General features: G+C 63.1%; 16 protein-coding genes. 5 read left to right on the top strand and 11 right to left on the bottom strand.

The annotated features are described in order from the left end of the window. Positions 1 to 198 precede the first annotated feature (198 nt). Positions 199 to 465 carry a hypothetical protein gene (locus IVB54_RS41775; protein ID WP_018456143.1) on the bottom strand — a complete coding sequence of 89 codons (267 nt, stop codon included), beginning with the start codon at positions 463 to 465 and terminating at the stop codon, positions 199 to 201. A 51-nt stretch (positions 466 to 516) separates the two neighbouring features. Here IVB54_RS41775 and IVB54_RS30500 point away from each other — a divergent pair, with 51 nt between their 5' ends. Continuing rightward, positions 517 to 1137, top strand: coding sequence for a TetR/AcrR family transcriptional regulator (locus IVB54_RS30500; RefSeq protein WP_247777529.1), 621 nt, complete (start codon positions 517 to 519; stop codon positions 1135 to 1137). A 14-nt stretch (positions 1138 to 1151) separates the two neighbouring features. Here IVB54_RS30500 and IVB54_RS30495 read toward each other — a convergent pair whose 3' ends face one another. The 3 genes from IVB54_RS30495 to IVB54_RS30485 form a co-directional block, all read right to left on the bottom strand. After that, positions 1152 to 2459: a GGDEF domain-containing protein gene (locus tag IVB54_RS30495; protein ID WP_018456141.1), complete on the bottom strand. Its 1308-nt coding sequence runs from the start codon at positions 2457 to 2459 to the stop codon at positions 1152 to 1154. A 246-nt stretch (positions 2460 to 2705) separates the two neighbouring features. After that, the gene (pncB, locus tag IVB54_RS30490) at positions 2706 to 4010 is read right to left on the bottom strand and encodes a nicotinate phosphoribosyltransferase (protein WP_018456140.1); all 1305 of its coding nucleotides are present in this window, start codon (positions 4008 to 4010) and stop codon (positions 2706 to 2708) included. Positions 4011 to 4061: 51 nt separating this feature from the next. Beyond that, complete coding sequence (locus IVB54_RS30485) at positions 4062 to 5006, bottom strand: LysR family transcriptional regulator (RefSeq protein ID WP_018456139.1); 945 nt, start codon at positions 5004 to 5006, stop codon at positions 4062 to 4064. 97 nt (positions 5007 to 5103) lie between these two features. On the opposite strand from IVB54_RS30485, the gene pcaH reads away from it, so the two are divergent. After that, a complete protein-coding gene (pcaH, locus tag IVB54_RS30480; RefSeq protein WP_039799636.1) occupies positions 5104 to 5892 on the top strand; it encodes a protocatechuate 3,4-dioxygenase subunit beta in 789 nt (262 codons plus the stop codon). A 4-nt stretch (positions 5893 to 5896) separates the two neighbouring features. Further along, positions 5897 to 6523: a protocatechuate 3,4-dioxygenase subunit alpha gene (gene pcaG, locus IVB54_RS30475; RefSeq protein ID WP_026233093.1), complete on the top strand. Its 627-nt coding sequence runs from the start codon at positions 5897 to 5899 to the stop codon at positions 6521 to 6523. An 18-nt stretch (positions 6524 to 6541) separates the two neighbouring features. Here the strand turns inward: pcaG and IVB54_RS30470 are convergent, their stop codons facing one another. Continuing rightward, positions 6542 to 7153 (bottom strand): NYN domain-containing protein, encoded by a 612-nt coding sequence (locus IVB54_RS30470; protein WP_018456136.1) that lies wholly within the window; start codon positions 7151 to 7153, stop codon positions 6542 to 6544. Between the two features lie 359 nt (positions 7154 to 7512). Beyond that, positions 7513 to 8418: a helix-turn-helix domain-containing protein gene (locus IVB54_RS30465; protein ID WP_018456135.1), complete on the bottom strand. Its 906-nt coding sequence runs from the start codon at positions 8416 to 8418 to the stop codon at positions 7513 to 7515. A gap of 48 nt (positions 8419 to 8466) precedes the next feature. Between IVB54_RS30465 and pobA the strand changes: the two genes are divergently transcribed. Further along, complete coding sequence (pobA, locus tag IVB54_RS30460; RefSeq protein WP_018456134.1) at positions 8467 to 9639, top strand: 4-hydroxybenzoate 3-monooxygenase; 1173 nt, start codon at positions 8467 to 8469, stop codon at positions 9637 to 9639. Positions 9640 to 9674: 35 nt separating this feature from the next. Here pobA and IVB54_RS30455 read toward each other — a convergent pair whose 3' ends face one another. From IVB54_RS30455 to IVB54_RS30445, 3 genes are all read right to left on the bottom strand, one after another. Next, entirely contained in the window at positions 9675 to 11816 is a 2142-nt protein-coding gene (locus tag IVB54_RS30455; RefSeq protein WP_247363723.1) for an adenylate/guanylate cyclase domain-containing protein, read from the bottom strand. A gap of 18 nt (positions 11817 to 11834) precedes the next feature. Further along, on the bottom strand, positions 11835 to 12506 hold the full coding sequence (locus IVB54_RS30450) for a hypothetical protein (protein ID WP_026233092.1): 672 nt from the start codon (positions 12504 to 12506) through the stop codon (positions 11835 to 11837). Between the two features lie 179 nt (positions 12507 to 12685). After that, entirely contained in the window at positions 12686 to 12922 is a 237-nt protein-coding gene (locus IVB54_RS30445; RefSeq protein ID WP_245288431.1) for a hypothetical protein, read from the bottom strand. Positions 12923 to 13108: 186 nt separating this feature from the next. On the opposite strand from IVB54_RS30445, the gene IVB54_RS30440 reads away from it, so the two are divergent. Further along, entirely contained in the window at positions 13109 to 13567 is a 459-nt protein-coding gene (locus IVB54_RS30440) for a hypothetical protein (protein ID WP_018456130.1), read from the top strand. Between the two features lie 40 nt (positions 13568 to 13607). On the opposite strand, the gene galE is transcribed toward IVB54_RS30440, so the two are convergent. Both galE and IVB54_RS30430 read right to left on the bottom strand, forming a co-directional pair. Then, positions 13608 to 14600, bottom strand: a complete 993-nt coding sequence (gene galE, locus IVB54_RS30435) for a UDP-glucose 4-epimerase GalE (protein WP_018456129.1) — start codon at positions 14598 to 14600, stop codon at positions 13608 to 13610. Positions 14601 to 14606: 6 nt separating this feature from the next. After that, positions 14607 to 14756 carry a hypothetical protein gene (locus tag IVB54_RS30430; RefSeq protein ID WP_240543981.1) on the bottom strand — a complete coding sequence of 50 codons (150 nt, stop codon included), beginning with the start codon at positions 14754 to 14756 and terminating at the stop codon, positions 14607 to 14609. Positions 14757 to 14926: the final 170 nt, after the last annotated feature.

Raw genomic sequence — 14926 nt, 5'->3', positions numbered from 1 at the left:
GCTGTCTGAGGTTGTTTCATTGTCGGATGGGCTTCGGGACCCGAGGAGATGCGACGGGCATTTGCGGGTTGACGAACGATCGCCCCGGCCTGCTCTGCGCCTTTACCTTCCGATCCTGTTGGTCTCCGCGTGGCGACGTTTGGTTCGCAAATGGCTGGTCGCGGCTCTATCACGCCCCGGCAAGGAGGCGTGCGCGCCTCAGGTAAGGTGGGCAAGGCGGCGAAAGGGCGAGAGGCGGCCGAGCAGGCTAATGCGGCGGCCCTCATGACGGGCGCGGTCGCGGTTGGCCCGCCACATCCGGAAGGTCGCCCGCCGCTCGGTCAGGACGCCGGCGATGTCGCAGGCATTTGCAATGCGATCGATCGGCCCCGTCGCGAACCGCAGGAGGGCGCGGCCAGATCCGGTCACGAGAGCTGTGGCGTCATCGACGAAGGTGGAGGCGATATCAACAGCGAGGGTTTGCATTTTGCAGATCTCCAGGTTAATTTGAACATTGTTCAAATGAGTACCTTGAAAATGAACAATGTTCAAGACGAATCGTTGCGAGACCGAAAAAAATCTCGCCGGCGGCAGCAGATCGTGGAGATCGCTCGCAGCATTATCGCGGCTAAGGGGCTGAAATCGTTGAAAGTCCGGGATGTTGCGGACGCCGCAGGCTGCTCGGTTGGGAGCGTCTACAACGAGTTCGGCGACTTCGACGGGGTGATCCTGACCGTGAATCGGGAGACCGTTAAGGAGCTGACGGTGCGGCTGGGCCAGGTTCCCGCCGAGGATCCCTTTCGCCAGTTCTACGGGCTGGCCGCGACCTACCTCGAATTTTTTGCGGAGCACGCCAATCTGCTGCGCTCGCTGTTCGAACATCGGATGGAGGACGACCGCCCTTACCCCGATGACATCCTTCAGATGGTGATGGACGCCTTCGCGCTGATGCATCCACCCCTGGTGCGGCTGCTTCCGAATGCAGACGACGTGCAGATCGCGCTGCTGTCACGCACCCTGTTTTCCGCCGTGCACGGGATCATCTCGCTCGGCCTCGAAGAACGCATGGTAGCCGTGCCGCCGCAGATGCTGCGCCAGCAAGTCGATCAGTTTCTGGATGCGCATCTCGCAGGGCTCGGGATTGTGCCAGTACGATAAAGTGTGGAGCGCAGCTACGCGCTGGCGGCCTTGCGGTGCCGCGAGGTGACGACGACGACGTCCGTCGTCCCGTTGTCGACCTGAACACGGTTGCGTCCGTTCTCCTTGGCGCGATAGCAGGCGGCATCCGCGCGCCGCATCGCGTCCTCGAGCATGGTGTTGCCGTCGGTGATGCAGGCAACGCCGATGCTGGCGGTCACTGCAAAGCAACGATCGTCCCACGCGAAGACGGATAGCTCGAGCGACCGGCGCAGCCGTTCGGCGATATCCACGGCGTCGTACGGCGTGCTTTGTGGAAGGATTAGGCCGAATTCGTCACCGCCAAGCCGGGCCACCAGGTCATGCGGCCGTCGTTCCTGTTGCAGGAGACGCGAGATCTGGCAGAGCAGGCGGTCGCCGGCGAGATGACCGCAGCTGTCGTTGACGTCCTTGAATTGGTCGAGATCGAGCAGGACCAGGCCCAGCGAACCCGCCGCGGTGTCGTCCAACTCGCTTTGCAGGCGGGCCTCGAACGCGCGCCGGTTGGACAAGCCGGTCAGCCAGTCGTGCGACGCCTGCCAGACTAGGCGCTCCTTCTCGGCATGCAGGGCATCCTCAAACGCCTGTCGTTGCAGCACCAATCGCCGCGTGTGCCAGATCAGGAGCAGGATCAGCGTCATGGCTGTGACGATATTGACGCCAGTCAGCGTCATCTTGATGGCGCGCGAGCCTTCGCCGAGAACGGTGGAGAACCGCTTGGCGTGCACCGTGAACTGAGTGTTGAGCTCCGAAAGCCGCGACGACAATAATTGCAGGCGGTTGCCGTCCTGAACCGGTCCGCTCTTCAACTCTGACCGGATGACCTCGCCGAAAACGCTCAGCTCCAGCAGCATGGGGTCGGTGGCAGCCCACTCGCTGATCGCTTCCTTGAGAAAGCTGACCTGTTTGAAGTAGCGAAACAGCCAGATCAGTCCCGGCACGTCATCGGGATGGTTGCCGCCTTGCAGGAAGCCGATGCGGGCGGCCTCGACGTCGACCGGATCGCGCTCGAGCGCCCAGCGCGCGAACTCGTCGCCGATGGGAACGGCCAGCGAGGTCTGATATTGCGCAAACTGGCTGGCGTCGCCCGAATGCAGATAGAGATTGAGGAAATAGACGGCGTTCTTCTGCGAGCGCGACCACAACGCTTCGCCCGCGACATAGGCGCGGACCGAGGACATCACCTCCAGGCTGAATCCGGCGATCGCCGCCTGCAGCAGAACGACGGTGACGAAAGGCGAAACGAGCTTGATGACGTGAAGGAAGCTTCGTCCCTTCGTTGACGGCGCTGTTCTGCGAAACACTATGCGTTCCCCAAGTCGCTCAACGACCCCAGCGGAGCGATCCGCTCATAACGCGGATTACGCGCGAAAGGTGCTTAACTCGACTTGAAAATGCCAGGAGACTGCGTCGCAGGGTGAAGGCGTTGTGAAGTGGATGCTTGCAGATCGTCGCAAATGCCGTCGACCCGGAACTGACGCGGCATCGGCGAGCTGATGTCGCGCATTTGCCCCAGATGGTTTACTTGATGGAGATAGATTGCTCTGGCGCTAGACCAGCACCGGCTTGCGCACGCGGCCGGCGTCGCCGAAGACGCGCAAATAGCGCTCGATCTCCGAAGGCAGGCCGGTCGCCTTCTCGGGATTGTCGGAAAGCTTGACGGCCGGACGTCCGTCCACCGACGACACCTTGCAGACCAGCGAGATCGGATCGAGGTTGAACGAGCCGTCCGGCGTGCAGCCGACGAAATCATTGGTGAGATTGGTGCCCCAGCCGAAGGAGAGCCGCACCCGGCCGACGAAGTGGTGGTAGGTCTCCTCGATCGAGCCCACGTCCATCGCGTCGGAGAACACCAGCAGCTTGTCCCTGGGATTGCGGCCCTTCTGCTCCCACCATTTCATGATCTCCTCGCCGGCTTGAATCGGCGGCGCGCTGTCGGGGCGGAAGCCGGTCCAGTCGGCAACCCATTCCGGCGCATCGCGCAGGAAAGCCTTGGTGCCAAAAGCGTCGGGCAGCGCAATCAGGAGGTTGCCGCCATAGGTCTGGCGCCACTGGTCGAGGATGCGATAGGGCGCCCAGCGCAATTCCTCGTCGTCCTTGGCCAGCGCAGCCGCGACCATCGGCAGTTCATGGGCGTTGGTGCCGATGGCTTCGAGATCATTGTCCATCGCGAGTAGCACGTTGGAGGTGCCGATGAAGGACGGGCCCAGGCCTTCCTTCACGGCCTCCACGCACCAGCGCTGCCAGAGGAAGCCATGGCGGCGACGGGTGCCGAAATCGGAGAGCCGGAGGCCATCCAGCTTGCGCAGGCGTTCCACCTTGGTCCACAGCTTGGCCTTCGCGCGGGCATAGAGCACGTCGAGCTCGAAGCGGCCGCGGCCCTTCATCGCCGCCCGCGAGCGCAATTCGTTGAGGATGGCGAGCGCAGGAATTTCCCACATCGTGGTATGGCTCCACGGCCCGTGGAAGTGCAGCTCGTACTGGCCTTCGACCTTGCGCAGCTCGTATTCGGGCAGCCGGAATTCGGCGAGCCAGCGGATGAAGTCCGCCGAGAACATGTGGGTCTTGCCGTAGAAAGTGTTACCGGCAAGCCAGATCAGCTCTTTCTTGGTGAAGCGGATGGTGCGGGCGTGGTCGAGCTGGGCGCGCAGCTCGCCCTCGTCGATGATTTCGGCGAGCCGGACATGGCGCGATCGGTTGATGACCGAGAATGTCACCTGCTGATTCGGGTAAGCTTCCCGAATCATTTGCAACATCAATAGCTTGTAGAAGTCGGTATCAAGCAGGCTGCGGATGATGGGATCCAGCCGCCAGCTGTGATTGTAGGTCCGGCTCGCAATGTCGGTCACTGTCATGGGGGAATTCTAGCGTGGCGGCCGCGGCGCAACCAGTGGGTTTGACGGGGATCAGGTTTTCGCGGGGGCGGGGTGCGAGGCCGTCGCCGCCACGGTCTCGAGTTGGCTTCTGATCCAGCGATGCGCGGGGTCCTTCTGATAGCGCTGGTGCCAGACCATGAACATCGGCAACTCAGCCAGGGTTCGCGTGCGCGAGGCCAGCGGAATCCGCACCTGGGCGAAGCCATGCATCACGCCGGTCGCCAGCAGGCTCGGCATGCTCGCCAGCATCTGCGAGCCACGCAGGAAGGACGGCACGCCGGAGAAGCTCGGCACGGAGATCGCGATGTCGCGGTGGAAGCCGTTGGCTGCAAGCCGGCGATCGAAGTCGAGCCGCTCATTGTCAGTGTAGACCACCGTGACGTGACGCGCCGCGAGATAGTCGCCGCGCGTAGCCGGCGCCGCGCGCGCTTTGGGGTCGTAGTAACAAACGTAATGGTCTTGCAGCAGGCGCTTCTGCACGATGTCCACGCCGGATGGCGGCAGCGGCGTGATCAGCAGATCGCAGCGGTTTTCGCGCAGCATCGCCGGCGAGGGCGACTGCGAGGGGATCACGCGCAGGTTCAGGCTCGTCACTTGCGCTGCGACATGATCGAAGAACCGCGGCAGCAGCAGGTCGCGCTGGAAGTCATTGGCGGCGATTGTCAGCGAAAGCTGCGCGCTCGCCGGCTCGAACGTGACACCGCCGGCAAAGCTGCGCATCTCGTCGATCAGCGCTCGCGCCTTTGCCGCGAGCGCCTGGGCGTGCGCCGTAGCGACAATGCCGCGGCCGGATTTGGCAAACAGCGGATCGCCGACGATCCGCCGCAGCTTGTTCAGGGCGTGGCTGACCGCGGATTGCGTCAGGCCGAGCCGCGTTGCGGCCGCCGTCACCGAACCTTCTTCCAACACGGCCAGGAACAGCTCAAGCGCGTGGCCATCGAGCGCCAAATGATCGATTTTATTCATGGAATGCATTATAATCGATCTATTTATCTTGAGAATAGCCGGCGCCATCATCTCCCGATAAGCCGTGCGCCCCAACGGGAGCGCGCCAGAGGGAGAGACAACGCCGATGCATGCCCAGGCGCCAGCCTTGCGGGAATCCCGCCCCAACCGTCCCGAGCCGTTCACGCCGCCGCTCGGTGACGGCGGCTTCTTCCAGCGCGACCGTTCCATGCATCCGCCGGCGCACGCGCCGGGCTACAAATCCTCGGTGCTGCGCTCGCCGCGCCAGGCGTTGCTGTCGCTTGAGAACTCGGTCTCGGAGATCACGGGGCCGGTGTTCGGGCACAACGATCTCGGCCCGCTCGACAATGATTTGATCCGCAACTACGCCAAGGACGGCGATCCCGTCGGCGAACGCATCATCGTCCACGGCCGCGTGCTGGATGAGACGGGCCGCGGCGTGCCGAACACGCTGGTCGAGTTCTGGCAAGCCAATGCCGGCGGCCGCTACCGGCACAAGAGGGACACGTATCTGGCGCCGATCGATCCGAATTTCGGCGGTTGCGGCCGCGCGCTGACCGACGACAGCGGCTACTATTATTTCCGCACCGTGAAGCCGGGACCCTATCCCTGGCGCAACTACGTCAACAGCTGGCGTCCCGCTCACATCCACTTCTCGGTGTTCGGCTCGGGCTTTGCACAGCGTCTGATCACCCAGATGTACTTTGAGGGCGATCCCCTGATCCCGGTCTGCCCAATCCTGACGACGATCCCGGACAAGGATGCGCTGGAGCGCCTCATCGCGCCGCTCGACCTCAACGCATCGACCCCGTTCGACTCGCTCGCCTACCGCTTCGACATCGTCTTGCGCGGCCAGCGCTCCACTTACTTTGAAAATCGCACCGCAGGGAACTAGGTCCATGCCGCAGCCGCTCAACTACCTCAAGGAAACCGCCTCGCAGACCGCCGGGCCCTACGTCCATATCGGCCTGATCCCGGCGATGGCCGGCTTCGACATCTTCGAGAAGAACTTTTCCAACGTGCTGGTGACGCCGAACACGCAAGGCGAACGCATCACGCTGGAGGGCAAGGTGTTCGACGGCAGCGGCACGCCGCTGCGTGACGTGCTGTTGGAGATCTGGCAGGCGAACGCGGCCGGCCGCTACAACCATCCGGCCGATCGGTCGACCGGCGCGCTCGACGAGGAATTTCGTGGCTGGGGCCGCGCCGGCTCCGACTTCGAGAGCGGGCTGGTGACGTTCGAGACCATCAAGCCCGGGGCCATCACCGACAAGGCGGGCCGCAAATGCGCGCCTTACGTCAACATCTGGATCGTCGCGCGTGGCATCAATATCGGGCTCAACACCCGGCTGTATTTCTCCGATGAAGAGACTGCGAACGCCGCCGACCCCGTGCTCAGCCTGATCGAGCAGCCGGTGCGACGTTCGACGTTGATCGCAAAGCGCAGCGAGCGTGGCGCCAAGATCGTGTATGCTTTCACGATCAATTTGCAGGGGCCGGAGGAGACGATGTTCTTCGACGTCTGAGAGCCGCCGCCCGAAGGTTCACTCCACCTGGTCACTGCGATCGATCGCTACGCGCGCGTGGAATTGCGGTGACTGACGCATCTCGCGCGATCCCGGCCTATTGGCCGGATCGCGCCCCACTTTTGGTTTCAGTTCTGCCAAATCGATGAATATGTCCGCCTGTCGGCGCAGCTCGTCAGCGACCATGGCCGGCTGAGTGGAGAGTGTGGAGACGACCGTCACGCGGACACCGAGGCGTTGCAGGGCTTCCACCAGCGAACGAAAATTCCCATCGCCCGAGAACAAAACGATCTGATCGACGTGCTCGGCGAGCTCCATCGCATTTACGGCGAGGTCGACATCCATGCTGCCCTTCACCTTGCGGCGGCCGGTGATGGCGTCGACGAATTCCTTCGTGAGTTTCGTGACGACGGTGTATCCGTTATAGTCGAGCCAATCGATCAACGGACGGATTGACGAATACTCCTGATCCTCGACGACGGTCGTGTAGTAGAAGGCCCGCAACAGCGCACCTCGGCTTTGGAATTCGCCGAGCAGTCGCCTGTAGTCGATGTCGAAGCCGAGCGCCTTGGAGGTGGCATGGAGATTGGAGCCATCGATAAAGAGTGCGATCTTCTCAATCGAAGACATTATGCACAAATCTCCAGTTGTACGCGAAAGGTGGCCGGTCCAACCGCCGGGGGCGGTGTGTCGGCCGGAAAAACATTGAAGGCACCGATGGCTTGCCGAAAAAGCAGCGCAGACGACCGGACAGGGGCGGCCGTCTTGCGCCCAGGTTAGGGAGGATACAATGCCACCGGCGCCAGGGCGCCGAATGCAGCCAGGCTAAGGCGCGCGCATTCCCTACTCAATTGTACTGAGGTAAAGGGCGCCTATCCAAAGGATAGGGCCCCATATACGAAGGTTAAGTGGCAGCGCTGGCACAAAGGCCATTGCGGTTCCCAGCGTGGCCTTCGACCACAGGCGCGGCTGATCGATCGGCCGGTGTGTCAGCCTTCATCGCCATGAAGCTGGGCACGAAAGGCCCGCGGTGACACGCCCGTGGCGGCGGCGTAGACCCGGCTGAAATAGGCGGGGTCCTCGAAGCCAAGCGCATAGGCGATCGTCGAGACCGGTAAATTGGTGTAGACGAGGTTGCGCCGCGCCTCGCGGATCAGCCGGTTGAGGATCAGGTGCGAGGCGGTGTCGCCGGTTGCTGCCCGGGTCACACGGTTGAGATGGGTCGGCGTGATCGACAGCGCACCCGCATAGTCCGCAACGCTCCAGCGTTCCAGATGATGCTGTTCCAGCAGCGCCTCGAAGCGGCGGAATAGTCCGCTTTCAGCCGTGCCGTTGCCACCGCTCTCGCCGGTGAGCGCGCGGGCCACCAGCCCGATCATGGCCGCCGAAAGTGCACGCAGCACATGCGCTCGGCCGAAATCGCGCGCGGCGTGTTCGGCAAAGATCTGCTTCATGGTGGTCCGAATCTGCGGCGTGCCGCGTATCACGGCCGAGCGCGACAAGGCACCTCGCAGCCCTTCGGAGGCGAGCAGCGCTTCGTCCAATATTTCCGCGGCGATGGTCAGCACCCAGCCCTGGGTATCAGGCACGAAACGGAAGCCGTGGACGTGGCCGACGGGCACGTTGACGATTTGCATCGGCTTCAGCTGCACCACGCGCCCGTCGAGCGTCGCTTCGCCGCCGCCGCGCTCGATCAGCAGCACCTGGTGCAGCCGGGCATGGCGGTGCACGGCGAGCGTCCAATCGTGCAGCACCGAGCGCGACGCTATCGTCTCGCAATGCACGACATCGGGCAGATCACCGGATTCGCCGAACAAATTGTAGACCCGGATTGCCGGGGCGGGGGCTGGGTTTCTCATGTTCGAATAGTACAAGACAAAGACGAAAGCCTCCATCCGTCAGCGGCGCTGAATCTGCAAGAAAGTGCCGAGGAGGACGCAAAAATGAAAGTCCAGGTCTGTATCATCGGCGGCGGGCCGTCCGGGCTGCTGTTGTCCCAGCTCCTGCACCTCAAGGGCATCGACACGGTCGTGCTGGAAAAGTACAGCCGCGACCACGTGCTTGCCCGGATCCGCGCCGGCGTGCTCGAGCACGGCTTCGCCAGGCTGATGCGCGAGGCACAGTGCGGCGAGCGGATGGACCGCGAGGGCGAGATCCACAAGGGATTCGAGATCGCCCATGACGGGGTGCTCTCCCAGATCGACCTCCACAAGCATTCCGGCGGCAATTCGGTGCTGGTCTACGGCCAGACCGAGCTGACGCGCGACCTCTACGAGGCGCGCGATCGCTTTGGCGGCAACGTCGTGCACAATGCCGAGGACGTGACGCCGCATGACCTGACCTCGGACCAGCCGTACGTGACCTATCGTTCGAATGCCGAAACCGTCCGAGTCGATTGCGACTATATCGTCGGCGCTGACGGCTTTCACGGCGTCAGCAGGAAGTCGATCCCGAAGGACGTGCTGCGGGAATACGAGAAGATCTATCCGTTCGGTTGGCTCGGCGTGCTGTCGCGCACGAAACCGGTGTCGCCGGAGCTGATCTATGTGAAGCACGAGCGCGGCTTCGCGCTGTGTTCCTTGCGGTCGCAAGTGCTGAGCCGCTACTACGTCCAGGTGCCGCTCACCGACAAGGTGGAGGACTGGAGCGACGATGCGTTCTGGACCGAGCTGAAGCGCCGTTTGCCGCACGAGGTCGGCGACCGCCTGATCACGGGGTCGTCCATCGAGAAGAGCATCGCGCCGTTGCGCAGCTTCGTCGCCGAGCCGATGAGCTACGGTCGCCTGTTTCTCGCCGGCGATGCCGCCCACATCGTGCCGCCGACCGGCGCGCGCGGGCTGAACAGCGCCGGCTCCGACATCTATTATCTCTACCACGCCATGCTCGCGCATTATCAGAACGGCGATGATTCCGGGCTCCAGGGCTATTCCGCCAAGGCGCTGGCGCGGATCTGGAAGGCGCAACGCTTTTCGTGGTGGATGACGATGCTGCTGCATCGCTTCCCCGACCGTTCCGAGTATGAAGAGAGGCTTCAGCAGACGGAGCTGGAGTATCTGCTGTCGTCCGAGACGGCGCAGCGTCTGCTGGCGGAGAATTACGTGGGGTTGCCGTTCTAGCGGGGAGTGGACCCGAAAAGCGGTGGGACGCTGCGCTACTTTCCTTCTAGGATGTTCACCGGCGTCCAATCCGACCCCGGTGGATTTGTAGCGAGCGCAGTCGCGCGCTTGCCAAAAAGCGCTGACGCCGGATCCATTTCCGCCATTCGCCCGAACGCATCAGCCGCCTTCGCAAACTCCCTTGCCCGCCAGCACGCCAGCCCTTCCGCATACGCGGCGGCAACCTTCGTCTGCCCGGCACTCTCCGTGCCCTTCTCCGCGAGGGGCTCGAACACCTTGATCGCCTCGCCGCGTCCTATCACTTTGATGGCGTCGAGCTCGCGCCAGGTGAAAGTATTGCCTGTCTGCGCGACAGTCGTTTCTGAAGCCATGATTGCGGTGCCATAATATTTGTTGGCGCCTTCGAGCCGCGAGGCGACGTTCACGGTGTCGCTCATCACGGTGTAGTTGAAGCGGCGGCGGGAGCCGATATTGCCGACGACAGCCTCGCCGCTGTTGAGCCCGATGCGGTGCGACAGGCCGCGGCGGGCGAAAGCGGCGCTGCCGGCGTTGAGCTCCGCCAGCTTTGCGTGACATTTCAGCGCGGCATGGACGGCGTGGCGCGCATGCGCGGGATCGTCGGCGGGCGCGCCGAACATGGCGACAATGGAATCGCCGATATATTTGTCGACATAGCCGCCATGGCTCTCGATGATGTCGGTCATGGCCGACAGATATTCGTTCATCAGCGTCACCAGTTCGCCCGGCGTCATCGTCTCGGCGATGGAGGAGAAGCCACTCAGGTCGGAGAAGAACATGGTGACGTTGCGCATTTCGCCGCCGAGCGCCGGCATCTTGCCGGAGGCAACCATGGTGTCGATCACTTCGGGGGCGAGATAGAACGCAAAGCTCCTGCGCAGGAAACGCTCGTCGCGATCGGCCAGCACGAAACGGTAGCCGATCATCATCGCGAGCGCGGCAAGGCTTGCGAGTGCCGGCTCCGTCAGCGGCAGCGCCAAGGCATGGACGAATGCACCGACAGCCACAGCGGCGTATACAGCGGTGAGGCCGAACCATGCGATCAGTGCGCCACCCGGTGCGAGCACGCAGGCCGCGCAGGCCACGATCGCTGCGAACACGATGGTGAGAATGCTCCGCAGTGGAAAGCCGAGCTCGGTCACCGCATCGCGTTCGATCAGATTTCGCACCGCGTTGGCATGCACGAAGACACCGGCGATGTCGCTGCGGGCTTTTTGTTCGGTGGTTGCCGGTGCAGGCAGGGCGCATCTTGCGGCCGGCGTTCCGTCATAGCCGCCGGAAAGACGCATCGAGGTGATCTTGCGGTCATCGACATTGAGGATCGTGCCGAGCACCACAATCTTGCCACCGAAGGCGCGGCGGAAGAAGTCGCGGTCGTTCTTCTCGACGCAGGCGTGCAGGTCTGCGAACGAATATGTCGGCACGTCGCGGCCGAGCCCTCGGAAATTGAGCGTTAGCGTGTTCGGCACCGCGCTCGGGATCGTATAGCCGGACAAAGCAGTCACGCCAGAAGGCGCGGTCTGCGGTTTTGCGCCGAGCGCGCGGGTGGCGAGTTCGACGGCCATTGCGGAAGCTGGCATGTCGCCGACAGGAAAACTCAGCGGCATTCGCCGGATTACATGGTCGGTGTCGGTATAGACGTTGAGGCCGCGGACGTTATTCCCCACAGCCAATTGCTGTGCGCGGTCCGGATGATCGCTGCTGAGGACCTCGCCCAGCACCAGCTTGCCGTCACTAGAGAGTTTCCGCAAGGCGATGAGATAGTCTCGGTCGAATCCCTTCAGTCGCGCGCCAAGCGGCGCATCGCCAAAGGGAATCTCCGACCGCTCGATCGAGCTCGGAAAGATGACATCGAAACCGATCACCTTGGCGCCGCCGTCGGCAATGCTGCCGAGCACCCGGCCGATCTCGCGCGTCCAGGTCAGCGTCGGCGACCCCTGGAACGGCGGAGTGTCGTAGGTCTCGCCGTCGATGGCCACGACGACGACCGGTGATGTCGCGGGATCGCGGTGGTCGCCGACGAGCTTGCCGCGCAGTGCCGTGAGGACGTCGAGCGACAGGCCCTGCAGCGTCTGGAACGGCGGAGACGTGACGACGGCGCCTGCAAGAAGCGCAATCAGGATCGCTGCAACGATGTCCCGTCTGCCGATCCGCCGCATCGCCCCGTCGCTAGCTGCCTATTCGAGCCGCAGCAGGCGTCCCACGATCGGCGTCGGCGACGACGTGGCGCTGGGATCGACCTGGAAGGCGTAACGCTTGGTGCCGAGGATGGCGAGATAGCTGCCGCCCGGCGTCAGCGACTTCCCGGCCTTGGCGAAGTCATAGAACTTGCCTCCGACCATGGTCTCGCTCGTGAGCGGCACGCTGATCGTGGGCTCCTTGCCATCGGTGCGCTCGATCACCAGGGTGCTGCCGCTCTTGGCCTGCACCAACGGCGCGACACCGTAGAGCGTCGGCAGCTTGGCCGGAGCGCTGCCCTTGGCGTCCGACCGCATGGTGCGGAAGGTCGTCGCGGCACTCTGGTTCGCCTCGCGCTCCGACAGTTTTGCCGCGTTGGTATCGCAGGGGACCTTTTCCCGCTTGACCTCGCCGAGTTGCACGGTGCTCTGCTCGGTGCCGACCATGACGACGCCTTCGCTGATGGTCTCGCGCTGGCACGATTTGAGATAGCTGAGCGTAATGGTTGCCTTGGGCCCCAGCTTGATGATCTTGCCCGGCACCACATAATCCATGAACGCGACACCGTCGACCTTGCCTTGCACGTCCTCGACGATGGCGGTCGGGCTCTCCGCCAAAGCCGGAGCAGCAAGACAGCATGTGCCGACAACAGCGCCGATCAGGCTTTTCATGGCAATTCTCATCCAGTTCGACCAATATTTGCCGGTCCCCATCCAGGCCCGATGCTTAGCAGCGAAACGCCCAGGCAAGTGTGACCGGAATCACTCTTTGATATTGGTGCACTCTATCAGGAAGAGGTTCAAGCCGGCGACTCGAGAAGACAGTGCGCCGGCAAGCTGGATGGATAATTTCATTCGGCTGGGACGGCCTCAACCGGGTGGCTCTCCGCTGCACTCTCCATATCTATGATGGGCGCGAGCGTAGCCTCGGTTTTCTGATACGGCGTCGCCTGCTGACCGGCGGCGATCTCGACCACTTCCTCCCAGCGTGACAGGCTAGCTGTCACGAACTGGCTGGAGTTGATAGCGGTTATATGCGTGCTGCCAAACGAGGTCGGCACGCCGATCGTTTTTAGCGCGGTATGCAACGAGGTCCAGCTCCAGCTTTCTTGCCCGCCGCACGGGAAGCGTGCGCCCGCGTCGCTGCGCCTCGGCGTCAAATTGACGGGTTGATTTTGCAGGGCGTTAACCGTGGCGGAATGCTCCCCGCGCGGGTCATTGTCGCGCCCCAGAGTTGGTTGCAAATACGTTGGAGTTTTACGGTGGATGTTTTCATGCTGAGAGACGGCAAATATGCGGCCTGGTTCAGGACCCCGCGCGGTCAGGGCACGGGCGTCGTGCATCTGGCGGAGGGACGAATCTCCGGCAGCGACAGCTTCTTCACTTATGGAGGCTCTTACCGAATTGACGAGCAGCGCTTCACGGCGGTTCTGACCACGCGGCGTCATGCCGAGGGGCCGCCGACCGTGTTCGGGCTCGACGAGGTCGAGGTCAAGCTCGCGGGCGTGTGCAGCGGTGCGATGGCGACCTGTTCCGGAACGGCCGAGCAGGCCCCCGATGTGACCTTCGAGGCGACGCTCATCTACAGCCAGGACGAGGTGCCGGCCGTTGACGCCCGAGGTGCGGTCGTGAAGCTCAACGCCGACAAGCTGCCCAAGGGGCTCGACGGCCGTTCGCGATCGCGCCATCCGTTTGCGCCGGGATCGCTCGGCTCAGAACGGAATAGACCATAAGGCCACGTCTTATCCCGCCTGATCGACTTCGAGGATGTTGTCAGGGCTGCTTAAGCGGATGAGCCCTCTGGTGCCAGGCCCAGGCGGTGCGGATTACAGTCGGCAGATCCGAATATCGCGGCACGAAATTCAGCGCTTTTCGCGCTGCGGAGGGATCGGCGACCAGATAGGTGGGATCGCCGGCGCGGCGCGGTTTGACGGTGTGGGGCACCTCGCGCCCGGTCTCCTGCCTGATGGCGGTCAGGATCTCCCGTACCGAAAAGCCGGAGCCGGTGCCTAGATTGAAGCTGCCGCCGGCATGCCCTTGTTCCAGCAGCTTCAGCGCCGCGACATGCGCTGCGGCGAGGTCGGTGACGTGGATGTAGTCGCGGATCGCGGTGCCATCGGGCGTGTCGTAGTCCTGACCGAACACGGCAAAATCGACATGGCCCTGTAATGCCATCATGGCGCGCGGAATGAGATGGGTTTCATTGTCACGCAATTCGCCGATGCCGCCGGCAGGATCGGCGCCGCTGGCATTGAAATAGCGCAGGCAGAACGCGCCGAAGCCGTAAGCGGCGCGGTAATCGGCGAGCATGCGCTCGATCATCCACTTCGATGCGCCATAGGGGTTGATCGGCGCGCAGGGGAAGTCTTCCGGCAGTTCCTTGGAATCGGCATTGCCGTAGACGGCGCCGGTCGAGGAGAACACGATACGATGGCAGCCCGCATTGCGCATCGCCTGCAATAGCGACAGCGTGCCCTGCACATTGTTGATGTAGTACTTTTGCGGGTCGGTCATGGACTCGCCGACGAGACTCGCCGCCGCGAAATGCATGACCGCCGTGATTTTGTGCTCGGCGAAGGCGCGCGCCAGCGTGGCGCCGTCGAGCAGATCGCCTGTTACCAGCGGGCCGGCGACGAAGCCGCGATGACCTGTCGACAGATTGTCATAAACGACGGGCTGATAGCCGGCGGCGGTCAGGGCGCGACAGGCATGCGAGCCGATATAGCCCGCGCCTCCCGTAACGAGGACAGTCGGTCGGTCGGTCATGTCTGCTTACCTCGAGGTGAAATCAACGATCATCCATGCGTCCGCGGCCAGCACCAAATCGGCACCCGGCACGAGCACCGCAAGCGTCAGCCATGCGGGACGTTTGCGGAAGGCGAGGACATGCCGCGTGGCGCCACGGGAGACGACATCAATCAAGGAGAGGGCTTCCGAAGTGACCTGTCCCAATGCGATTGCCTCAGTTCAATAGTTGATCGATCTGGTGAGCATAGATTGATCTTCGCTGTATGCAACCCACCGGCGGCTCGGCACGATCGTCCTTCTTCGTTTAGCTCGCATTGACCCTATCGCTGCGAAACGGTGGGCGC

Origin of the sequence: Bradyrhizobium sp. CW1 (assembly GCF_023100665.1) — a bacterium.
Classification (GTDB): Bacteria; Pseudomonadota; Alphaproteobacteria; order Rhizobiales; family Xanthobacteraceae; genus Bradyrhizobium; species Bradyrhizobium canariense_D.
Note: the sequence above shows the minus strand (reverse complement) of the source record. Positions and strands in the feature narration are given on the sequence as shown.